Raw genomic sequence first — 20,774 nt, 5'->3', positions numbered from 1 at the left:
AACGCCCTGACGATTAAATCAGAGCGTGGCGTATTTGACTAAATTTTAGCGCAACATTAACGCTTATCGGCAACCAGCTTCAGCGCATGTTCCAGCACGTTAATATCCGCCCCCGCCTTGTGCGCATTTTCACTCAGATAGCGACGCCACTGCCGCGCGCCTGGGATACCCTGAAACAGGCCCAGCATATGGCGCGTGATATGGCCCAGATAGGTGCCGTTGGACAGCTCACGCTCGATATACGGGTACATCGCGCGCACCACGGCGACCGGGTCGCTATCAGCCCCCTCTACCGCAAAGATCTCCCTGTCGACCGAGGTCAGGAGCCCCGGGTTCTGATAGGCCTCGCGCCCCACCATCACGCCGTCCATATGCTGCAGATGCAATTTCGCCTCTTCCAGCGACTTAATTCCGCCGTTGATCGCCATCGTCAGGTGTGGGAAGTCGCGTTTCAGCTGATAAACGCGCGGATAATCCAGCGGTGGAATTTCACGATTTTCTTTTGGGCTCAGGCCGGAGAGCCAGGCTTTGCGAGCGTGGATGATAAACATCTCGCACTCACCGTTTCCGGAGACGGTATTGATGAAATCACACAGAAATTCATAGCTATCCTGGTCATCGATGCCGATACGGGTTTTTACCGTTACCGGGATGGACACCACGTCGCGCATCGCTTTGATACAGTCAGCTACCAGCTGCGCATTGCCCATCAGGCAGGCGCCGAACATCCCGTTTTGCACGCGGTCGGACGGACAGCCGACGTTGAGGTTGATCTCATCGTAACCGCGCGCCTCCGCCAGTTTCGCACACTGGGCGAGCGCAGCAGGATCGCTGCCGCCCAGCTGCAGAGCCAGCGGATGCTCTTCTTCGCTATAGGCCAGATAGTCGCCTTTGCCATGAATAATCGCTCCGGTCGTCACCATTTCGGTATACAGCAGCGTATGGCGCGACAGCAGGCGCAGGAAATAGCGACAGTGCCGGTCTGTCCAGTCGAGCATCGGCGCGATGGAAAAACGATGGGCGGCAAAAGCGTGAGATGTTGATTCTGGCATCATGGCGATAAACAGGCATCCGGGTAAAAAGGGGCGCTACTATAGCACAAAGATAAATCACAGAGGCATAGCAGCGCGACGGGTGCTGTGCCTCTGCCGGACAGACTAGCGCCTGCGCGGTTTACCATCGTGCGGGCCGAAAAATTGCGGCGGATGATCGACCCAGCGATCCTGACGCGTGGCGGCATATTCCGGGTTCAGCGGATAGTAGATGCGGTTAAATTTCTTGTTCGACTCCCCCACCACTAATAAGCGAACTTCCTGGTCGGTATTATTCAAAAAAGTGTGACACACTCCGGTTCCGGCCGGAAAACCGACGCTGTCGCCCGGCTCAAGCTTCCACAGATAGCCGTTAATCCAGACTTCAGGGTAGCCATCCAGCACATAGATAAACTCCTCCTCATCACTTTCAGCGTGGGGATAAGAGGTGCGGCGGCCCGGGGGCAAACGTTCATGATGAATACCCAGCCGGTTGAGCCTTAACCCCCGTGCCAGCGGCGCGCCGATGGAAAAACGCTCCGGGTTATTGGGATAAGTGGCATCATCTGGACCTTCCAGTTCGCGCCAATGTCGAATGCAATCAGGTCTTTTCATCGTTTTCTCCCGAAAATGAGATGCATCAGGTATAGCACAAGCCGCCGGTTCTCGGCGTTTTGCCTGGATCGTGATAAAGTAACAACTTCAGACTCACGCAACCAGAGGATGCTCATGAATAAGACCACTTCGCAAGAAATGTTAGCGCATGCTGAAAAGCTCTGCGCACAGCGCGGCGTGCGCCTGACTCCGCAGCGCCTGGAAGTGTTGCGTTTGATGAGCCTCCAGCAAGGGGCGATTAGCGCGTATGATCTGCTCGACCTGCTGCGTGAGAAAGAGCCGCAGGCAAAACCGCCGACGGTCTACCGGGCGCTGGAGTTTCTGCTGGAACAGGGGTTCGTGCACAAGGTGGAATCGACCAACAGCTACGTACTGTGCCATCTTTTCGATCAGCCGACCCATAGCTCAGCCATGTTTATCTGCGACCGCTGCGGCGTGGTCACGGAAGAGTGTGCCGAAGGCGTTGAAGACATCATGCATACGCTGGCGGCGAGAATGGGTTTTGCGCTACGCCACAATGTGATTGAGGCGCACGGCCTGTGCGCAGGTTGTGTCGAGGTCGAAGCCTGTAGCACCCCGGGACACTGCCATCACGACCATACCATTCAGATTAAAAAGAAAGCCCGCTGAGGCTATCGCCGCAGCGGGAATCGAGGTTGCCGGTACCTCCGTGTACCATCAGGCAGGCAATAACAAAGGGTTAATTCGTTAACACTCACCGCTACCAGCGGTGATCGTTTTTTCGTTCCCAGTCAGACACTTCTTTCTCCGCCTGATCTTTGGCGTATCCATAACGCTCCTGGATTTTACCGACCAGCTGGTCACGCTTACCCTCAATGACGGTCATATCGTCATCGGTCAGCTTGCCCCATTTCTCTTTCGCTTTACCTTTCAACTGTTTCCAGTTACCGCCGATTTCGTCTTTGTTCATAATTCAATCCTCATCGTTCGGTGAGTTAACAGCCCGCTGTGTGCCGGACATAGTATTAACTATAGATAAGAATTCTGAGTTGAATTTATTATTCGGAATCTTTAACCAATTACATATCAAAAATCACTACGAAAACCAGGTGCCACGCCGCCAGTGTCGCCGCCAGATGACCGCCAGCGACAGACCGCGCAGCGCGAGGAAAACCGCCAGCGCCAGCCATAGCGCGTGGTTGCCGAGGACCGGTAGCGTCAGTAGCGTCAGGGCAAACCCCGCCGCCGCCACCGCCATGCTGTTGCGCATCTCAGCCCCGCGCGTCGCGCCGATGAACATGCCATCCAGCAAATAACACCACACGCCAATCACCGGCAGCACGATCTGCCAGATCAGGTAGCGATCGGCAAGCAGCTGAAGCGAGGGCAGCGAGGTCAACAGGGCGACAATCTGCTGTCCCGCCACGGCATAGGTCGCCGCAAAGGCCAGCGCCACCATTCCCGACTGACGGCAGGCCGCTCGCCAGACCTCAAGCAGCTGGCTACCGTCACGCGCGCCGTAAGCCTGCCCGGAGTGCGCTTCCACGGCATAAGCAAAACCATCCAGGGCATAGGCGGTAAAGGTCAACATGGTCATCAGGAGCGCGTTGACGGCAACGATCTCGCCGCCAAGACGAGCGCCGAAAACGGTCACCGCACCAAAGCAGAGCTGAAGCAGCAGAGAGCGCAGCATGATATCGCGATTGAGCGCCAGCAAGCGGCGCATATCTCCGCGCCACGCGCGCTTGAGCAGGGCAAATGACACACCGCGTAGCGCCAGCACGCGTCTTGCCATCAGCAGCCCGATGATAAAGGTGACATATTCGGCGGTGACCGTCGCCAGCGCGGCACCCTGCACGTTCAGATGCAGGCCCATCACCAGCCACAGATCGAGCACGATATTCAGCAGGTTGCCGACAATCAGCAAAATCACCGGCGCCCGGGCATACTGTACGCCCAACAGCCAACCGAGCAGCACCAGGTTTGCCAGCGATGCCGGCGCGCTCAGCCAGCGGATGTCGAGAAAGCGCCGCGCCTGCTCCAGCACCGCTTCATTGCCGCCAACAATATGCAACGCCAGATCGATAAGCGGGGTTCGGAAAAGCACAATCAGCAGGCCGGCACCTGTTGCCAGCCCCAGCGGCTGCACCAGCGCCCGCGCCAGGCGGAGAGGATCTTTTGCGCCAAAGGCCTGTGCCGTCAGTCCGGTGGTACTCATCCGCAGGAAAAGCAGCAGCATAAAGAGAAAACTGGTGGCCGTCGCGCCGACCGCGACACCGCCGAGGTAAACCGGGCTGTCGAGATGACCAATCACGGCGGTATCCACCAGTCCCAGCAGCGGAACGGTGATATTGGAGAAAATCATGGGTAGCGCCAGGCGCCACAGGGCCTTATCAGCGGCGTTAAAGAACATGAGAAAGAGCCTGACCGGGAGGAGACAGCGCAGCATCATGCATCAGACGATGCTGCGTGGGGAAGGTGTTACAGCCACTCACCGTTACGAATCACGCCAACGGCCAGCCCTTCAATAGTGAAATTTTGCTCGCGTAGATTCACCACGATAGGGGAAAATTCGCTGTTTTCTGGCAGGAGTTCGACGATGTTGCCCTGCTTTTTAAGACGCTTAACGGTGACCTCTTCGTCAATACGCGCCACGACAACCTGGCCGTTGCGTACATCCTGAGTTTTATGGACCGCCAGCAGATCGCCATCGAGAATACCGATATCTTTCATTGACATACCGCTAACCCGCAGCAAAAAGTCGGCATTCGGCTTGAACATCGCCGGATCGACCTGGAAGTGGCCTTCGATATGCTGCTGAGCCAGCAGCGGCTCACCGGCCGCCACGCGTCCAATCAACGGTAGACCTGGTTCTTCTTCCGTCAGCAGGCGAATCCCCCGGGAGGCGCCGGAGATAATCTCGATCGCGCCCTTACGCGCCAGCGCTTTCAGGTGTTCTTCCGCCGCGTTTGGGGAACGGAACCCCAAGCGCTGAGCAATTTCCGCACGCGTCGGCGGCATGCCCGTCTGGCTGATGTGATCCCGAATGAGATCAAACACCTCTTGCTGCCTGGTCGTTAACGCTTTCATCCCGCCCCCTGGGTGTATATACAGTTATGCTGTGAGTATATACAGCTAACGGTGATTTTGGAATCAAATTTCACACAAAAATCAGGAGATTCTTTCCATTTTGCGTCCCCGATAGCCCATGGCGCCAGGGGTGATTGTCGCCGGCCGGGCAAAAGCTCATCGGGTTCGCCCGATCGCCGGGAAGACATCGCAAAGCGGAATATCTCACCACGTGGCCGCTCAGTGATAGCGAGCCCACAGTAAGAGCGCCCAGGTGATCAGCGCGATCGCAATGGCCAGCAGCACCGCCGCAGACCCCATATCTTTCGCCCGACCGGACAGCTCATGATGTTCCGGGCCAATACGGTCCACCACCGCCTCAATCGCGCTATTAAGAATTTCGACTATCATCACTATCAGGACCGAGCCTATCAGCAGCACACGCGTGATGGCGTCGACGTCCAGCCAGCAGGCGATCGCTACAGCAACAATGGCGGCGATGCCTTCTTGACGAAATGCGGCCTCATTTATCCATGCCGCACGGAACCCTTTCCAGGAATAACCTGCCGCTTTAATGATTCGGGTTAACCCAGTGGTATTATTGGCCATCAAAAGAACCTTTTTATGTAAATGACGTCAATGAGTGTACGCGTTTGCCGCGTGGCAACGGAAATTTTGCGCGCTTTCTGTTATTCTTGCCGCGCATTTGCATGATTAACCAGAGGCTTCACATCGTTTATGTCCGGCTGGCAACGAATTTACTATAAATTACTGAATTTACCATTACGGGTGCTGGTAAAAAGCAAGTCTATTCCCGCAGAACCTGCTCAGGAATTAGGGCTGGATACCTCGCGTCCTATCATGTACGTCCTGCCTTATAATTCAAAGGCGGACCTGCTGACCCTGCGCGCTCAGTGCCTGGAGCACGATTTACCCGATCCGCTTGAACCGCTGGAAATCGACGGCGCGCTGCTGCCGCGCTACGTCTTTATCCACGGCGGCCCGCGCGTCTTTACCTACTACGCGCCGAAAGAAGAGTCGATTAAGCTGTTCCACGACTACCTGGATCTGCACCGCAACCATCCTGACCTGGACGTGCAAATGGTGCCGGTGTCGGTGATGTTTGGGCGTGCGCCTGGGCGCGAAAAAGGCGAAGTTAACCCGCCGCTGCGCATGCTGAATGGCATTCAGAAGTTCTTCGCCGTTCTGTGGCTGGGACGCGACAGCTTTGTCCGTTTCTCGCCGCCGGTTTCTCTGCGCAGAATGGCCACCGAACACGGCACCGATAAAATTATCGCCCAGAAGCTGGCCCGCGTCGCGCGTATGCACTTCGCCCGCCAGCGTCTGGCAGCCGTCGGCCCACGTCTGCCGGCGCGTCAGGACCTGTTCAATAAGCTGCTGGCATCCAAAGCCATCGCCCGCGCGGTAGAAGATGAAGCGCGCAGCAAGAAAATCTCCCATGAGAAGGCGCAGCAAAACGCCATCGCGCTGATGGAAGAGATCGCCGCGAACTTCTCTTATGAGATGATTCGCCTGACCGACCGCGTTCTCGGTTTTACCTGGAACCGTCTCTATCAGGGGATCAACGTCCACAACGCCGAGCGCGTACGTCAGTTGGCCCATGAAGGGCACGAGATTGTCTACGTACCGTGCCATCGTAGCCATATGGACTACCTGCTGCTCTCCTACGTGCTGTATCACCAGGGGCTGGTGCCGCCGCATATTGCCGCCGGTATCAACCTGAACTTCTGGCCAGCAGGCCCCATTTTCCGCCGCGGTGGCGCATTCTTTATTCGTCGTACCTTTAAGGGCAATAAGCTCTATTCAACGGTGTTCCGCGAATATCTCGGCGAGTTGTTCAGCCGGGGTTACTCCGTGGAGTACTTCGTTGAAGGGGGCCGCTCGCGTACCGGCCGTCTGCTGGATCCGAAAACCGGTACCCTGTCGATGACCATCCAGGCCATGCTGCGCGGCGGGACCCGACCGATCACGCTGGTGCCTATCTACATCGGTTACGAGCACGTGATGGAAGTGGGCACCTACGCCAAAGAGCTGCGCGGTGCGACGAAAGAAAAAGAGAGTCTGCCGCAGATGCTGCGCGGCCTGAGCAAGCTGCGTAACCTCGGTCAGGGCTATGTTAACTTTGGCGAACCTCTGCCGCTGATGACTTACCTGAACCAGCATGTTCCGGAATGGCGTGAGTCTATCGATCCGATCGAAGCGGTTCGCCCATCGTGGCTGACGCCGACGGTCAACAATATTGCTTCCGACCTGATGGTGCGCATCAACAACGCCGGCGCGGCCAACGCCATGAACCTGTGCTGCACCGCGCTGCTGGCCTCTCGTCAGCGCTCGTTGACCCGCGAACAGCTGACGCAACAGCTGGAGTGCTACCTCGATCTGCTGCGCAACGTACCGTACTCCCCGGATGCGACCACGCCGACGGCCTCCGCCAGCGAGCTGATTGACCACGCGCTGAAGATGAATAAGTTCGAGGTCGAGAAAGATACCATCGGCGATATCATCATTCTGCCGCGCGAGCAGGCGGTGCTGATGACCTACTACCGCAACAACATCGCCCATATGCTGATGCTGCCGTCGCTGCTGGCGGCGATCATTACCCAGCATCGTCGTATCACCCGCGCGGAAGTGCTGCGTCACGTTGAGATGTTCTATCCGCTGCTGAAGGCCGAGCTATTCCTGCGCTGGGAAAAAGCAGAGCTGGCTGGCGTCATCGATGCCCTGGCGGCGGAAATGCAGCGTCAGGGGCTGATTGTCCTGAGCGATGAGGCAATCAGCATCAATCCGTCCCACTCCCGTTCCTTGCAGCTGCTGGCCGCAGGCGCGCGCGAGACGCTCCAGCGCTACGCCATTACCTTCTGGCTGCTGAGCGCGAACCCGTCCATCAACCGCAGTTCTCTGGAGAAAGAGAGCCGCACGGTGGCGCAGCGTCTGTCGGTGCTGCACGGTATCAACGCGCCGGAGTTCTTCGATAAAGCGGTATTCAGTACGTTAGTGCTGACGCTGCGCGATGAGGGCTATATCAGCGACACCGGCGATGCTGAGCCGGCAGAGACGCTGAAGGTCTACCAGATGCTGGCCGATCTGATTACGTCGGATGTGCGCTTGACGATTGAAAGCGTCACGCAGGATGAAGCGTAACGACTGAGACAGGCTTTCCTCTCCCCCGGCTATGGCGTTTGCGCCGCATGCCGGGGGAAAGGAAGAGACTACTGCAGATAGCTCATCGCCAGACCGAGAAACACCACCAGTCCGACGTAGTTATTATTTAAAAACGCTTTAAAGCAGTCGTCCCGTTCGCGACGGAAAATCAGCTTCTGCTGCCAGAAAAACAGCCCTGCGGCGATAAACAGCGACCAGTAATATTCCCAGTGCAGCCCGTTCAGCCAGCCGATGGCGGCCAGCAGTACCAGCACCCCAATCTGCAATATACCGATAATGGTACGGTCATGTTCGCCGAACAAGATCGCCGTTGATTTAATCCCGATTTTGACGTCATCGTCCCTGTCGACCATCGCGTACTGGGTATCGTAAGCCACCGCCCACAAAATATTGGCGAGGAACATCAGCCAGCAGCTTAACGGCAACGCTTCGCTCACCGCCGAGAAGGCCATCGGAATCGACCAGCCGAACGCCGCGCCCAGCACCACCTGCGGCAAGTGGGTATAGCGTTTCATAAACGGATACACCCACGCCAGCGCCAGCGCCGCCACCGACAGCAGGATGGTCATGGTGTTTAAGGTCAGCACCAGCAGGAACGAAAGCACAACCAGCACGGCAAACAGAATCCGGGCCTCTTTCTCCGAGACATCGCCGCTGGGCAGCGGGCGGCGGGCGGTGCGTTTAACATGGCCGTCAAACTTTCGGTCGGCGTAATCATTCACCACGCAACCGGCGGCGCGCATCAGCCAGACGCCGGCGACAAAAACGGCCAGAATCCACAGCGGCGGAATCCCCGGCGTCGCCACCCACAGTGCCCACAGCGTCGGCCACAGCAACAGCAGCGCGCCAATGGGTTTGTCAGTACGCATCAGGCGATGAAACGCCAACAGCTTATTCTGCGCCAGACTCCTCTCCATTTTCTTTTCCTCTTAATACAGCGGCGACGCAGGCAGAAAAAGTTCTGTCAGCAGCAGCGGTTTACCGCTCAGCCGCAGGCGAGAACGACGCCCCCACAGCTCTGCTGTGCGCCCAATTTCAATAAAATCGCGGGTTAATGTCGATGACGTGAACAAATAACGCCCCAGCGGCGTCTGCCCCAACTGCTGCAGGGCCAGTTCCGGGCCGCACAGCGTCGACTCAGGCACGACCGTTCGGCCAGCGAGCCAGGGTTCACCATTGGCGCAAAGTATGATTTCCCGCAGCCAGTAACGCGCTTCATCCGGCAGCAACGCCTCTTCACCCACCAGCGCTTCCCGGCCGACGAAACCCTCGTTGACTCGATTAACACTGACCTTTTTCCCTTGTTGCTCAAAGCGTTGAGTCATTGAGTCTTCCAGCAACAGCCAGTCGCGCAGGTGCGGTTCCAGCGGGGGTATCGCGGCAAAATAGCGCAGCGCACGCAGTTGCGTAAGCGCAGGATGTGACATGCCTGATTCTCCGTTACATAACGTAGCAGCATTGTATCGCAGAATAAGCCAGTCAGGGCGGGCAAAGCGTCAAGATACGATCATCGGCGTAACAGCCATGCAACAGCAGCCGCCACGCGATAAAAAAAGGTGCGTCCAGGCGGACGCACCTAAAGGCTGTGCCTAAACATCAGCATTGTGGGGAGACGATCACCCCTTGCCTTTTACACTGCTGATAAAGGTGGAACGAGCAGATTTCGAGCCGAGGCGCTCAGCTTCGTTCATCAGTTTAAGGGCTTTATCGATATCACCTTTCGCAACCGCCTGCTTGATGCCGTTGTTAAAGTAAGTTTCCGTATCGTCAAGCATCGGTTCGCTCTTCGCAGCCGGCGCTGGCGCCGCAGCTGGAGCAACGGCCGGCGCGGCGGCTGGCGCGTTGTAGACCGGAGCCGCGGTATTACCGACGGTCACTGGGCCCGGGCCGGAGGAGCCAAACAGCGGCCCAACCAGCACGCTGGAGCCGGAAGAAGTTTTCACCTTCAGACCCAGGGTACCTTCGGTGGTATGTTTGGCAATCGGGTCCGGAATATCCGGCACCGCATTACCTGTGCCTTTGGCGTAGGCCTTCGCCGGATCGATTAATTTGGTGGTCTGCTGCAAATCCTGCGGGGTAGTAAAGACCAGCACATAGATTTTTTGCTGACCTAAAGCCGGAGTCAGGCGCATCACCCCTTCCAGGCGATCCGAGCTCATCACGCCCGGCTCCAGATAGGTGAAGTAGCTGCTTGGGAAAAACGCCGATGGCGTCATATTCTGGTCAAGAATCAGCACATTTGGCGCATAAACGCTGGTTTGCTTATTCACTTCACTGGTCAGGGTCAGGGTCAGCTCACCGATATTTGCCGGGACGCTGTAGGCCGCCACGGGGCCGACGATGCCGGGGATATTCAGCGACTGGCCAGCCGTCGCTAACTTTGTGGTTTGCGTTTTCGATTGGTCGACCGGCGTCCAGGTTAGCTGTTGTAACGCGGAAGCAGGAATGGTCGGTGCGGCAGAAGTATTCTGCGGCACGAAATTCACATCGGCAAAACTGACTGCGGGTACGCTGGCCAGCAGGCCGGCGGACAGGCAGAGGGCAACGAGACTTTTCTTCATTTTCATTGTTATCACCTCAATTCCGATGGCCAAGCGGTAGCCAGGCAATAGCCCGCTGAGCCGAAGATAGAGGGGCTTGCGCCCCTCTTTTTTGGTCATCACACGTCAGGTTGGATTACCACCAGATTTCCATCTGGGCACCGAAGGTCCACTCGTCGCTATCGCCACGGCTGAAGGTCTTCGCAGAAGTGTCGTTGTACGCAACGCCGGAGGTGTAGCCCGCACCGGAATCACCGTTCGCGTAGCCCCATTTCTCATCCCACTTGGCGTAGGTTGCGAACAGACGAATTGCCGGACGGGACCAGATGCTGTCGCCCGCCTGCCACTGTTGCGCCAGGGTAATTTTGTACTGGTTGTTGCTGTCGCCAGTTTTCTGCGACTTCACGTTGTCGTAGCCGACTTCCAGCAGGGTGCTCATGATCGGCGTCCATTTGTACATAGGACGTACGCCGACGGTCCACCATTTGGTGCCGTTGTTGTTGTCCAGGTTGATATCCTGGTACATCGCCACGTACATCATGTCCCAATCGTCAGCCAGAGAGACTGCACCGTGGTCAAGCACGCGCCACATGGAACCGTCGTTGTTGATGCTGCCGCCCTGCGGAACGCCTTTACCGTTAGAGGTCATCGCGTCGGTGGCGTACTGCAGAACAAACTTGTTGTAGCCTTTCAGGATGCTCTGGGTGTGTTCAGCGGTGAACATCCAGCCATCTTTAGACGCGTCTGGCTGCAGGTAGTAATTATCCGGAACGTTGGTATGACCGTAGTCAACACCCAGTTCCAGAGTACCGCCCGGGTTGATTTCCATCTGTGCTAAACGCACGTCGAAGACGTCGTTCGGAACGATGTTGTCATATACGCGGTTACCCAGCGCATCACGATCGGCGAAGGTCGCAGAGCCGCCAGATTCAGAAGAACGGGTCGCAGCCAGAGAGAGTTTACCGAAGCCAACATCGATGTTTTCAAGACCCGCACCAGGACCGGAGATATCCCAGTAGTAGAAGTCGATCATATGGACGTCATGACGCTGGTAGAAGCGCTTACCGGCCCAGATGGTGGATCCTGGCAGCCAGTCGATCAGGTTTTTACCCTGCACGTTGGCTTCACGGAATGCCGGGCTGGTGGATTCCCAGTCATTTTGCTGCGATACGGAGTAGGCAACGTTAGTATCGAAGTAGAAGCTCTTATCACCTTCTTTCCATACTTCCTGACCCAGTTTTAATTCCGCATAGGTTTCACATTCGTTACCAAGACGGTATTTACTTTGAGCACCGGTTGCCTGGAAGCACTGTTGTTCACCGCCGCTACCGGTCCAGCCGATACCGGAACGAGCATAACCGTGGAAATCAACGGCCAGCGCCTGAGCAGACATAACGCCTGCCGCGACGGCGACCGCCAGTGGAAGTTTGCGCAGAGTAATCATCATTCTATCTCCTGAGATCATTGCTTTTCTTTGAACACTTCGCCCGTCGTTATGCCTGGTTGCAGCGCACTATGGGGTTCGTGTTTTTTTTAATGGGAAGCCTTACACGCCCGGCTCTTTATGCAACCGACGACACGCCGTACCATCCTCACGGAATAAATGGCAGCGCTCTGGTGGCAAACCGATAGCGAATGTGGCTCCCTCTTCTACCAACACCACGTCGTTCTGGCGGTAAACCAGGTTTTGACGGATGGCGGGGATCTGGATATGAATTTGTGTTTCGTGACCAAGCTGCTCAACCACCTGAACGACCCCTTCCAGAGTGACGTCGGCGATATCGCTGGGCAGCAGATGTTCCGGGCGGATGCCTAAGGACATATTGGCGCCAACCTGAACGCGGGCGCTGTCCACCGGCAGCCAGACGTGCTGGCGGTTCGGCAGTTCTACCTGAACCTGCTCAATGGCGGTTGCAGTCACTTTTACCGGCAGGAAGTTCATCTTTGGCGAACCAATAAAGCCCGCAACAAAGCGATCGGCCGGGTAGTGATACAGTTCCAGCGGTTTCCCGACCTGCGCAACGCGGCCGGCGTCCAGCACCACAATTTTGTCGGCCAGCGTCATCGCTTCGACCTGATCGTGGGTAACGTAGATCATCGTGCGCCCAAGACGCTTATGCAGACGGGAGATTTCGATACGCATCTGCACGCGCAGCGCGGCATCGAGGTTAGAAAGTGGTTCGTCGAGCAGGAATACGCGGGGTTCAGCAACCAGGGTACGGCCAATCGCCACACGCTGACGCTGTCCACCGGATAATGCCTTCGGCTTACGCTCCAGCAGATGCGCCAGCTGCAGAACTTCCGCAACCTGAGTGACGCGCTGGTTAATTAAATCTTTTTTAGCACCGGCCAGCTTGAGGCCGAAAGACATGTTTTCCGCAACGGACAGATGAGGGTAAAGCGCATAAGACTGGAACACCATCCCGATACCGCGTTCGGCCGGAGGGATATCGTTCATTCGCGCGTCACCAATAAATAAATCACCGCTGGTTATGGTTTCCAGCCCGGCAATCATACGCAGCAGGGTTGATTTGCCGCAGCCCGATGGCCCGACAAACACCACGAACTCCCCTTCCTGGATGTCGAGATTGATATCTTTCGACACCACCACGTCACCCCAGGCTTTCGTTATATTTCGCAGCTGTACGCTCGCCATCCCCATCTCCCTTCGTTACAACCTGTCACTAAAAGACACATTCAAGATGGGCTGACTATGCGGCATTCATTAACCTGGTGAATCCTCCACCCCCGCCTTTTTTATGGGGGAGGAGACGGGAGGATGAGAGATTGCCCCTCGCTGCGGGGGATGGCGTGGCAAAGCCATTTTCGTGATGCAGGTAGCAAAAATGGCCCCGTTTTTATGTGCTCCAGACCCCAATACGGGCATTTCTGCAATGCAGATCACACAAACCACGGGTGGGGCGTAGACATAGGGAGGATGGAAAGGGGTTGTTAAAAAAGGAAACTCATCACCGTTAAGCCACCTAAGTGTATCCACGAGCACATCACCAAAAAGGACTGGTATATGAAAATCAAAACCGGCGCTCGCATCCTCGCGTTGTCTGCATTGACTACGATGATGTTTTCCGCCTCTGCCCTCGCCAAAATTGAAGAAGGTAAGCTGGTCATCTGGATTAACGGCGACAAAGGCTATAACGGTCTCGCCGAAGTGGGTAAGAAGTTTGAAAAAGATACCGGCATTAAAGTTTCCATCGAACACCCGGATAAGCTGGAAGAGAAATTCCCGCAGGTCGCGGCGACTGGCGACGGCCCGGACATCATCTTCTGGGCTCATGACCGTTTCGGTGGCTATGCGCAATCTGGCCTGCTGGCTGAAATCTCCCCGGACAAAGCTTTCCAGGACAAACTCTATCCGTTTACCTGGGACGCCGTACGCTATAACGGCAAACTGATCGCCTACCCTATCGCGGTTGAAGCGCTGTCGCTGATTTACAACAAAGACCTGGTACCGAATCCGCCGAAAACCTGGGAAGAGATCCCGGCGCTGGATAAAGAACTGAAAGCGAAAGGTAAGAGTGCGCTGATGTTCAACCTGCAAGAACCGTACTTCACCTGGCCGCTGATTGCCGCTGACGGCGGATATGCGTTCAAATTTGAAAACGGCAAGTATGACGTCAAAAACGTGGGCGTAGACAGCGCTGGCGCAAAAGCCGGTCTGACCTTCCTGGTTGACCTCATCAAGAATAAACACATGAATGCCGATACCGATTACTCCATCGCTGAAGCCGCATTCAACAAAGGCGAAACCGCGATGACCATCAACGGTCCGTGGGCATGGTCGAATATCGATAAGAGCAAGGTCAACTATGGCGTCACGCTGCTGCCAACCTTCAAAGGCAAAGCGTCTAAACCGTTTGTCGGCGTCCTGAGCGCCGGTATCAACGCCGCCAGCCCGAACAAAGAACTGGCGAAAGAGTTCCTCGAAAACTACCTGCTGACCGACCAGGGTCTGGACGAAGTGAACAAGGACAAACCGCTGGGCGCCGTTGCTCTGAAATCCTTCCAGGAAAAACTGGAGAAAGATCCGCGTATCGCTGCAACCATGGCGAACGCCCAGAAAGGCGAAATTATGCCGAACATCCCGCAGATGTCCGCCTTCTGGTATGCCGTACGTACCGCGGTTATCAACGCAGCTAGCGGTCGTCAGACCGTCGATGCCGCGCTGAAAGACGCACAGTCTCGTATCACTAAATAAGAAAATGGCGGGTGGCGCTTAGCTACCCGCCCTACCACTACGGCCTGGGCCGTAGGTCAGGCGAGCGTAAGCGCGGCCTGACAAATAAGTTTTCACCGCTGTAGAGGATGATCCCCATGGATGTCGTTAAAAAGAAACACTGGTGGCAAAGCCCGCAGCTGACATGGTCTGTGATTGGCTTGCTGTGCCTGCTGGTGGGTTACCTTGTCGTTTTGATGTACGCCCAGGGGGAGTACCTGTTTGCCATCCTGACGCTGATTTTAAGCTCAGCTGGCCTGTATATCTTTACCAACCGCAAGGCTTATGCCTGGCGCTATGTCTACCCGGGTCTCGCCGGGATGGGGCTGTTCGTCCTGTTCCCGCTGGTCTGCACCATCGCCATCGCCTTCACCAACTACAGCAGCACCAACCAGCTGACCTTTGAGCGCGCTCAGGAAGTGCTGATGGATCGCTCCTTCCAGGCCGGTAAATCCTACAACTTCTCGCTGTTCCCGGCGGGAGATGAGTGGAAACTGGCGCTGACCGATGGCGACAGCGGCAAAAATTACGTCTCCGATGCCTTTAAACTCGGCGGCGAGCAGAAACTGGCCTTAAAAGAAGGTGAAGCGCTGCCGGAAGGCGAACGCGCGAACCTGCGTATCATCACCCAAAACCGCACCGCGCTGAACCAATTGACCGCCATCCTGCCTGACGACAGCAAAGTGATCATGAGCTCACTGCGCCAGTTCTCCGGTACCCAGCCGCTGTACACGCTGGCGAATGATGGCACGCTGGCCAACAATCAGAGCGGCGTAAAATATCGTCCGAACAATGACGTCGGTTTCTACCAGTCCATCAACGCTGACGGTAGCTGGGGCGTTGAGAAGCTGAGCCCGGGTTACACCGTCGGGATCGGCTGGGATAACTTCACCCGCGTCTTTACCGACGAAGGAATTCAGAAACCGTTCTTCGCTATCTTCGTCTGGACGGTGGTCTTCTCAGTTCTGACGGTGATTCTGACCGTGGCCGTAGGCATGATCCTCGCCTGCCTCGTACAGTGGGAGTCTTTGAAAGGTAAAGCGATTTACCGTGTTCTGCTGATTCTGCCTTACGCCGTACCGTCGTTTATCTCGATTCTGATTTTCAAAGGGCTGTTCAACCAGAGCTTTGGTGAAATCAATATGATGCTCAGCGCGCTGTTCGGCATCAAACCGGCCTGGTTCAGCGACCCGACCACCGCGCGTTCGATGATCGTTATCGTCAACACCTGGCTGGGCTACCCGTACATGATGATTCTGTGCATGGGCCTGCTGAAAGCTATCCCTGACGACCTGTACGAAGCATCGGCAATGGACGGCGCCGGTCCGTTCCAGAACTTCTTTAAGATTACGCTGCCGCTGCTGATTAAGCCGCTGACGCCGCTGATGATCGCCAGCTTCGCCTTCAACTTTAACAACTTCGTGTTGATTCAGCTGTTAACCAACGGCGGTCCGGACCGTCTCGGCACCACCACGCCGGCCGGCTATACCGACCTGCTGGTCAGCTACACCTACCGTATCGCCTTCGAAGGCGGCGGCGGTCAGGACTTCGGTCTGGCGGCAGCTATCGCCACCCTGATCTTCCTGCTGGTGGGCGTACTGGCGATTGTTAACCTGAAAGCCACACGAATGAAATTCGACTAAGGAGGGCTCTGAACATGGCTATGGTACAACCCAAATCTCAGAAGCTGCGTTTACTCACCACGCACCTCCTGCTGCTGGTTTTCATCGCGGCGATTATGTTCCCGCTGCTGATGGTTATTGCTATCTCTCTGCGCGAGGGTAACTTCGCCACCGGTAGCCTGATCCCGGACCAAATCTCCTGGGAGCACTGGCGGCTGGCGCTGGGCTTCAGCGTTGAACACGCTGACGGCCGCGTCACCCCGCCACCTTTCCCGGTTCTGCTGTGGTTGTGGAACTCGGTGAAAGTGGCCGGGATCACCGCCATCGGTATCGTGGCGCTGTCCACGACCTGCGCCTATGCCTTCGCCCGTATGCGCTTCCCGGGCAAAGCGACCCTGCTGAAAGGGATGTTGATTTTCCAGATGTTCCCGGCGGTGCTGTCGCTGGTGGCGTTATACGCCTTGTTTGACCGCCTCGGCCAGTATTTACCGTTCGTCGGCCTGAACACCCATGGCGGCGTCATCTTCGCCTATATGGGCGGAATTGCGCTGCACGTCTGGACGATTAAGGGCTACTTCGAAACTATCGATGGCTCGCTGGAAGAAGCGGCGGCGCTGGATGGCGCGACGCCGTGGCAGGCCTTCCGTCTGGTCCTGCTGCCGCTGTCGGTACCGATTCTGGCCGTCGTATTTATTCTGTCGTTCATTGCCGCGATTACCGAAGTACCGGTGGCCTCGCTGCTGCTGCGCGATGTGAACAGCTATACCCTGGCCGTCGGTATGCAACAGTATCTCAACCCGCAGAACTATCTGTGGGGCGACTTTGCCGCCGCGGCGGTGCTCTCCGCCATTCCGATTACGGTTGTCTTCCTGCTGGCCCAGCGCTGGCTGGTTAACGGCCTGACGGCAGGCGGGGTGAAAGGTTAAGTTTCATCGTTATACCCGCCCCAAATTTCAGCGGAGGGATGGTGCTTTAGTTGCTGTACACGAACCCCAACCGGGTACGGCAACTACCGCCCTCAGCTGAAAAAGTAAGGCAAATGCCACTGCTATCCTCAACTGGACCCTACATAAATTAAGTTTTGTGACTGTTGGTCAGCGGCCTCTGAAGGCCGCTTTTTTTTATTCGCGTTTCAGGCGGTTGGAGTTACACAGCCACAGCGTAATCACCAGAATCAGGATCGCTGCCGAATAGATAAGCACCGCCATGGGCGATTCGTGATCGACAATAATCAGACGCACAATCGCCGTAATACCGATATAGACAAAATAGCGCAGCGGAAAGTGAAAGCCCGACTCAAAGTACTTCACAATCAGCGCGATAAATTCGAAATAGAGAAAATAGACCACCAGCCCTTCGACCAGCTTGTACTTACTGACCGGTTCCGGAGTAAACAGGACATGCGCCAGATGGAACGTCTCTTTCCCGAGGAAAACCACCAGGATGACCCCCAGGCACAGCAGCGCCAGATTCAAAACCGCCTGCATGGCGGTCGCCACAAAATTGACCAACGGACGATAGACCGACGGCATAGGCACACCTCTTATATTCGTTATTCCTGCCGATCTGTATAACGCAAAAACGTGATCCAGATCGATATTATTCGTTAACTTTTTGCGTCTGTTGCGTCAAATGTAACAATCACTTGCCAGACTGGCGGGTTAAAAAGGATACAGCAATGCTGACAATACGTACGGCGCAACGGGAAGACGCTCCCCTGCTGAGTGAAATGGGGAACGCCAGCTATCGCCACCACTTCGCCCACCTCTGGCACAGCGCCAGCGAGCTGGCGCACTTCCTCCAGCAGGAGTACTCCCTGCCCGCCCTTCACCACAGCCTCAGCGATGAGCGCAGCTGCTGGCTGATTGCCGAAGCCCGGCATCCTGTCGGCTTCGCAAAATACAGCTGCCATCAGCCGATGGCGCCCGATGGTCCGCGCGGCACGTTGCTGCATAAGCTCTATTTACTGCCAACTGAAACAGGACATGGCTACGGTGAGCAGATTTTTAGCGCCGTTGAAGCGCGGGCAAAGGCGGCGGGCGATGACTGGCTGTGGTTAGAAGTCCTCGCCAGCAATCCCGGCGCCAGGCGTTTTTATGAGCGCTCAGGTATGCAATATGTGAAAGACAGCGTATTCCGCTCCGCTACCCAGATGAGCACGCTGCATATTCTGGCCAAACCTATCTGAGAGGCGCTATGCACACTCTTCGTGAAACCGGCATCCGCAACGTCACCAGTGGTGAGAACGTGGTGATTTATCAACCTGCCAACCTCTATGACTGCACGCTTGGCGATAACGTCTTCGTCGGGCCATTCGTCGAAATTCAGGGCAATACGCGCATCGGCGCCGACAGTAAAATCCAGTCCCATACCTTTATTTGCGAGTATGTCACGATCGGCGAGCGTTGCTTTATCGGCCACGGCGTGATGTTTGCCAACGATATGTTTCGCGAGGGGCGTCCCGATGCCAACCGGGAAAACTGGGGGCGAATTACGATTGGGAACGATGTTTCTATCGGCAGCGGCGCGGCCATTCTGGCGGTCAGCATCTGCGATGGCGCGGTGATTGGCGCGGGCAGCGTGGTCACGAAATCGATAACAGAAAAAGGCGTCTGGGCGGGTAATCCGGCGAAATTGTTGCGCCGTCTGCCATAAAAAATGCCGACCCTGGGGTCGGCATTATTGCGGCGGATTAACGCTCCGTGACCGGGGGCATGATTATGCGCGCCAGGCTTTGTAACGGTTAATCAGGCCGTTCGTCGAGCTGTCGTGGCTGCTGATTTCTTCGCCATCTTTCAGCTCTGGCAGAATGCGGTTTGCCAGCTGTTTACCTAACTCAACGCCCCACTGGTCGAAGGTGAAGATGTTGAGGATCGCGCCCTGGGTGAAGATCTTATGTTCATACAGGGCAATCAGCGCGCCCAGGCTGAACGGGGTGATTTCACGCAGCAGGATGGAGTTGGTCGGGCGGTTGCCTTCGAACACTTTGAACGGCACCACGTGATCCAGGGTTGCCGGATCTTTACCCTGATCACGATATTCCTGCTCAACCGCTTCACGGGATTTACCGAACGCCAGCGCTTCGGTCTGTGCAAAGAAGTTAGACAGCAGCTTCGGATGGTGATCGGAGAGCGGGTTATGGGTAATGGCCGGGGCGATAAAATCGCACGGTACCATTTTGGTGCCCTGGTGGATCAGCTGATAGAACGCGTGCTGGCCGTTGGTACCCGGCTCACCCCAGATGATAGGGCCGGTCTGGTAATCTACGGCGTTGCCGTTACGGTCAACGTATTTGCCGTTAGACTCCATGTTGCCCTGCTGGAAGTAGGCCGCAAAGCGGTGCATGTACTGGTCGTAGGGCAGAATGGCTTCGGTTTCAGCGCCGAAGAAGTTGTTGTACCAGATACCGATCAGCGCCAGCAGCACCGGCAGGTTTTTCTCTGGCGCGGTGGTGGAGAAGTGTTTATCCATCGCATGCGCGCCGGAGAGCAGCTCAACAAAGTTGTCGAAGCCCACGGACAGGATAATGGACAGGCCGATGGCTGACCACAGGGAGTAACGGCCGCCAACCCAGTCCCAGAACTCAAACATATTGGCAGTATCAATACCGAACTCGCCCACCGCTTTGCCATTGGTGGAGAGTGCGGCGAAGTGTTTCGCCACGTGCTTCTCATCGCCCGCGGTCGCCAGGAACCAGTCGCGCGCGCTGTGGGCGTTGGTCATGGTTTCCTGGGTGGTGAAGGTTTTCGACGCGACCAGGAACAGGGTGGTTTCCGGGTTCACCGTTTTCAGCACTTCGGCGATATGGGTGCCATCGACGTTAGATACAAAGTGCATATTGAGGTGGTTTTTATACGGACGCAGCGCTTCGGTCACCATGAACGGGCCGAGGTCAGAACCGCCGATACCGATATTCACTACGTCAGTAATCGCTTTACCGGTATAGCCTTTCCAGCTACCGGAGATGATCGCTTCAGAGAAATGCTTCATCTTTTCGAGAACAGCATTAACTTCCGGCATCACATCTTTGCCATCAACAATAATCGGAGTATTGCTACGGTTGCGCAGAGCAACGTGCAGAACAGCGCGATCTTCAGTGCGGTTGATCTTTTCACCGGAGAACATGGACTTGATCGCCCCTGCCAGATCGGTCTCTTTCGCCAGATCCTGCAGTTTGCTCAGCGTCTCTTCGGTGATGCGGTTTTTGGAAAAATCCACCAGCATCAGATCGTCGAACGTTGCGGAAAACTTAGAAAAACGGTCGCTGTCTTGCGCGAAAAGCTCGCTGATAGTGACGTCTTTCATTTCATCAAAGTGTTTCTGTAATGCCTGCCAGGCAGAGGTCTGCGTTGGGTTGATGTTTTTCATTAGCAATACTCTTCTGATTTGAGAATTGTGACTGCGGTCGATTGTAGCGCCGGCGGCAAAAAATTGTGATGATTTTTATGTTATGCCTATGACACGCGTCAGGAACAGGGTCAGTTCGGGGCAAAAAGCCTCTACTAGTATAGCCATCATA

20 protein-coding genes are annotated in these 20,774 nt (G+C 56.0%); 7 read left to right on the top strand and 13 right to left on the bottom strand.

Annotated elements, in window-relative coordinates:
• Positions 1-56: 56 nt before the first annotated feature.
• Both dusA and MC50_RS10015 read right to left on the bottom strand, forming a co-directional pair.
• Positions 57-1,055: a tRNA dihydrouridine(20/20a) synthase DusA gene (gene dusA, locus MC50_RS10020; RefSeq protein WP_032689945.1), complete on the bottom strand. Its 999-nt coding sequence runs from the start codon at positions 1,053-1,055 to the stop codon at positions 57-59.
• Positions 1,056-1,157: 102 nt separating this feature from the next.
• Positions 1,158-1,646: a cupin domain-containing protein gene (locus MC50_RS10015; protein ID WP_004856461.1), complete on the bottom strand. Its 489-nt coding sequence runs from the start codon at positions 1,644-1,646 to the stop codon at positions 1,158-1,160.
• Positions 1,647-1,760: 114 nt separating this feature from the next.
• Between MC50_RS10015 and zur the strand changes: the two genes are divergently transcribed.
• Complete coding sequence (zur, locus tag MC50_RS10010) at positions 1,761-2,276, top strand: zinc uptake transcriptional repressor Zur (protein ID WP_032689946.1); 516 nt, start codon at positions 1,761-1,763, stop codon at positions 2,274-2,276.
• A 91-nt stretch (positions 2,277-2,367) separates the two neighbouring features.
• On the opposite strand, the gene MC50_RS10005 is transcribed toward zur, so the two are convergent.
• From MC50_RS10005 to MC50_RS09985, 4 genes are all read right to left on the bottom strand, one after another.
• The gene (locus MC50_RS10005; protein ID WP_004856456.1) at positions 2,368-2,577 is read right to left on the bottom strand and encodes a CsbD family protein; all 210 of its coding nucleotides are present in this window, start codon (positions 2,575-2,577) and stop codon (positions 2,368-2,370) included.
• 126 nt (positions 2,578-2,703) lie between these two features.
• Entirely contained in the window at positions 2,704-4,020 is a 1,317-nt protein-coding gene (gene dinF / locus MC50_RS10000; RefSeq protein ID WP_032697091.1) for an MATE family efflux transporter DinF, read from the bottom strand.
• 68 nt (positions 4,021-4,088) lie between these two features.
• Complete coding sequence (gene lexA / locus MC50_RS09995) at positions 4,089-4,697, bottom strand: transcriptional repressor LexA (RefSeq protein WP_004856448.1); 609 nt, start codon at positions 4,695-4,697, stop codon at positions 4,089-4,091.
• Between the two features lie 219 nt (positions 4,698-4,916).
• Positions 4,917-5,285, bottom strand: coding sequence for a diacylglycerol kinase (locus MC50_RS09985; protein ID WP_032689948.1), 369 nt, complete (start codon positions 5,283-5,285; stop codon positions 4,917-4,919).
• Between the two features lie 129 nt (positions 5,286-5,414).
• On the opposite strand from MC50_RS09985, the gene plsB reads away from it, so the two are divergent.
• Positions 5,415-7,838 (top strand): glycerol-3-phosphate 1-O-acyltransferase PlsB, encoded by a 2,424-nt coding sequence (gene plsB / locus MC50_RS09980; protein ID WP_032689949.1) that lies wholly within the window; start codon positions 5,415-5,417, stop codon positions 7,836-7,838.
• A gap of 68 nt (positions 7,839-7,906) precedes the next feature.
• Here the strand turns inward: plsB and ubiA are convergent, their stop codons facing one another.
• From ubiA to malK, 5 genes are all read right to left on the bottom strand, one after another.
• Positions 7,907-8,776, bottom strand: a complete 870-nt coding sequence (ubiA, locus tag MC50_RS09975) for a 4-hydroxybenzoate octaprenyltransferase (RefSeq protein ID WP_032689950.1) — start codon at positions 8,774-8,776, stop codon at positions 7,907-7,909.
• Between the two features lie 12 nt (positions 8,777-8,788).
• Entirely contained in the window at positions 8,789-9,286 is a 498-nt protein-coding gene (ubiC, locus tag MC50_RS09970; RefSeq protein WP_004856438.1) for a chorismate lyase, read from the bottom strand.
• Between the two features lie 189 nt (positions 9,287-9,475).
• Positions 9,476-10,426 (bottom strand): maltose operon protein MalM, encoded by a 951-nt coding sequence (malM, locus tag MC50_RS09965; protein WP_032698389.1) that lies wholly within the window; start codon positions 10,424-10,426, stop codon positions 9,476-9,478.
• 109 nt (positions 10,427-10,535) lie between these two features.
• The gene (locus tag MC50_RS09960; RefSeq protein WP_004856433.1) at positions 10,536-11,846 is read right to left on the bottom strand and encodes a maltoporin; all 1,311 of its coding nucleotides are present in this window, start codon (positions 11,844-11,846) and stop codon (positions 10,536-10,538) included.
• A gap of 99 nt (positions 11,847-11,945) precedes the next feature.
• Positions 11,946-13,055 carry a maltose/maltodextrin ABC transporter ATP-binding protein MalK gene (malK, locus tag MC50_RS09955; protein WP_032689952.1) on the bottom strand — a complete coding sequence of 370 codons (1,110 nt, stop codon included), beginning with the start codon at positions 13,053-13,055 and terminating at the stop codon, positions 11,946-11,948.
• A 369-nt stretch (positions 13,056-13,424) separates the two neighbouring features.
• Here malK and malE point away from each other — a divergent pair, with 369 nt between their 5' ends.
• From malE to malG, 3 genes are all read left to right on the top strand, one after another.
• The gene (malE, locus tag MC50_RS09945; RefSeq protein WP_032689953.1) at positions 13,425-14,615 is read left to right on the top strand and encodes a maltose/maltodextrin ABC transporter substrate-binding protein MalE; all 1,191 of its coding nucleotides are present in this window, start codon (positions 13,425-13,427) and stop codon (positions 14,613-14,615) included.
• A 116-nt stretch (positions 14,616-14,731) separates the two neighbouring features.
• Positions 14,732-16,276, top strand: a complete 1,545-nt coding sequence (gene malF, locus MC50_RS09940) for a maltose ABC transporter permease MalF (protein ID WP_047663766.1) — start codon at positions 14,732-14,734, stop codon at positions 16,274-16,276.
• Between the two features lie 14 nt (positions 16,277-16,290).
• Positions 16,291-17,181 carry a maltose ABC transporter permease MalG gene (gene malG, locus MC50_RS09935; protein ID WP_015585370.1) on the top strand — a complete coding sequence of 297 codons (891 nt, stop codon included), beginning with the start codon at positions 16,291-16,293 and terminating at the stop codon, positions 17,179-17,181.
• A gap of 195 nt (positions 17,182-17,376) precedes the next feature.
• Here malG and psiE read toward each other — a convergent pair whose 3' ends face one another.
• Positions 17,377-17,787 carry a phosphate-starvation-inducible protein PsiE gene (gene psiE, locus MC50_RS09930; RefSeq protein ID WP_004856423.1) on the bottom strand — a complete coding sequence of 137 codons (411 nt, stop codon included), beginning with the start codon at positions 17,785-17,787 and terminating at the stop codon, positions 17,377-17,379.
• Positions 17,788-17,933: 146 nt separating this feature from the next.
• Between psiE and MC50_RS09925 the strand changes: the two genes are divergently transcribed.
• Together MC50_RS09925 and MC50_RS09920 are read left to right on the top strand one after the other, a co-directional pair.
• The gene (locus MC50_RS09925; RefSeq protein WP_032698391.1) at positions 17,934-18,443 is read left to right on the top strand and encodes a GNAT family N-acetyltransferase; all 510 of its coding nucleotides are present in this window, start codon (positions 17,934-17,936) and stop codon (positions 18,441-18,443) included.
• 8 nt (positions 18,444-18,451) lie between these two features.
• Positions 18,452-18,910 (top strand): acyltransferase, encoded by a 459-nt coding sequence (locus MC50_RS09920; protein ID WP_032689956.1) that lies wholly within the window; start codon positions 18,452-18,454, stop codon positions 18,908-18,910.
• Positions 18,911-18,973: 63 nt separating this feature from the next.
• Here MC50_RS09920 and pgi read toward each other — a convergent pair whose 3' ends face one another.
• Positions 18,974-20,623, bottom strand: coding sequence for a glucose-6-phosphate isomerase (gene pgi / locus MC50_RS09915; protein ID WP_032689957.1), 1,650 nt, complete (start codon positions 20,621-20,623; stop codon positions 18,974-18,976).
• Between the last annotated feature and the right edge of the window lie 151 nt (positions 20,624-20,774).

It is taken from the genome of Klebsiella planticola (assembly GCF_000783935.2).
Taxonomy (GTDB): domain Bacteria; phylum Pseudomonadota; class Gammaproteobacteria; order Enterobacterales; family Enterobacteriaceae; genus Klebsiella; species Klebsiella planticola.
The sequence above is the reverse complement of the archived record's forward strand: the minus strand, read 5'-3'. Positions and strand labels throughout refer to the sequence as shown.

Coding starts and splice junctions, on each gene's coding strand:
- dusA (WP_032689945.1), bottom strand. CDS start 1,055: ATGATGCCAGAATCAACATCTCACGCTTTTGCCGCCCATCGTTTTTCC.
- MC50_RS10015 (WP_004856461.1), bottom strand. CDS start 1,646: ATGAAAAGACCTGATTGCATTCGACATTGGCGCGAACTGGAAGGTCCA.
- zur (WP_032689946.1), top strand. CDS start 1,761: ATGAATAAGACCACTTCGCAAGAAATGTTAGCGCATGCTGAAAAGCTC.
- MC50_RS10005 (WP_004856456.1), bottom strand. CDS start 2,577: ATGAACAAAGACGAAATCGGCGGTAACTGGAAACAGTTGAAAGGTAAA.
- dinF (WP_032697091.1), bottom strand. CDS start 4,020: ATGTTCTTTAACGCCGCTGATAAGGCCCTGTGGCGCCTGGCGCTACCC.
- lexA (WP_004856448.1), bottom strand. CDS start 4,697: ATGAAAGCGTTAACGACCAGGCAGCAAGAGGTGTTTGATCTCATTCGG.
- MC50_RS09985 (WP_032689948.1), bottom strand. CDS start 5,285: ATGGCCAATAATACCACTGGGTTAACCCGAATCATTAAAGCGGCAGGT.
- plsB (WP_032689949.1), top strand. CDS start 5,415: ATGTCCGGCTGGCAACGAATTTACTATAAATTACTGAATTTACCATTA.
- ubiA (WP_032689950.1), bottom strand. CDS start 8,776: ATGGAGAGGAGTCTGGCGCAGAATAAGCTGTTGGCGTTTCATCGCCTG.
- ubiC (WP_004856438.1), bottom strand. CDS start 9,286: ATGTCACATCCTGCGCTTACGCAACTGCGTGCGCTGCGCTATTTTGCC.
- malM (WP_032698389.1), bottom strand. CDS start 10,426: ATGAAAATGAAGAAAAGTCTCGTTGCCCTCTGCCTGTCCGCCGGCCTG.
- MC50_RS09960 (WP_004856433.1), bottom strand. CDS start 11,846: ATGATGATTACTCTGCGCAAACTTCCACTGGCGGTCGCCGTCGCGGCA.
- malK (WP_032689952.1), bottom strand. CDS start 13,055: ATGGCGAGCGTACAGCTGCGAAATATAACGAAAGCCTGGGGTGACGTG.
- malE (WP_032689953.1), top strand. CDS start 13,425: ATGAAAATCAAAACCGGCGCTCGCATCCTCGCGTTGTCTGCATTGACT.
- malF (WP_047663766.1), top strand. CDS start 14,732: ATGGATGTCGTTAAAAAGAAACACTGGTGGCAAAGCCCGCAGCTGACA.
- malG (WP_015585370.1), top strand. CDS start 16,291: ATGGCTATGGTACAACCCAAATCTCAGAAGCTGCGTTTACTCACCACG.
- psiE (WP_004856423.1), bottom strand. CDS start 17,787: ATGCCGTCGGTCTATCGTCCGTTGGTCAATTTTGTGGCGACCGCCATG.
- MC50_RS09925 (WP_032698391.1), top strand. CDS start 17,934: ATGCTGACAATACGTACGGCGCAACGGGAAGACGCTCCCCTGCTGAGT.
- MC50_RS09920 (WP_032689956.1), top strand. CDS start 18,452: ATGCACACTCTTCGTGAAACCGGCATCCGCAACGTCACCAGTGGTGAG.
- pgi (WP_032689957.1), bottom strand. CDS start 20,623: ATGAAAAACATCAACCCAACGCAGACCTCTGCCTGGCAGGCATTACAG.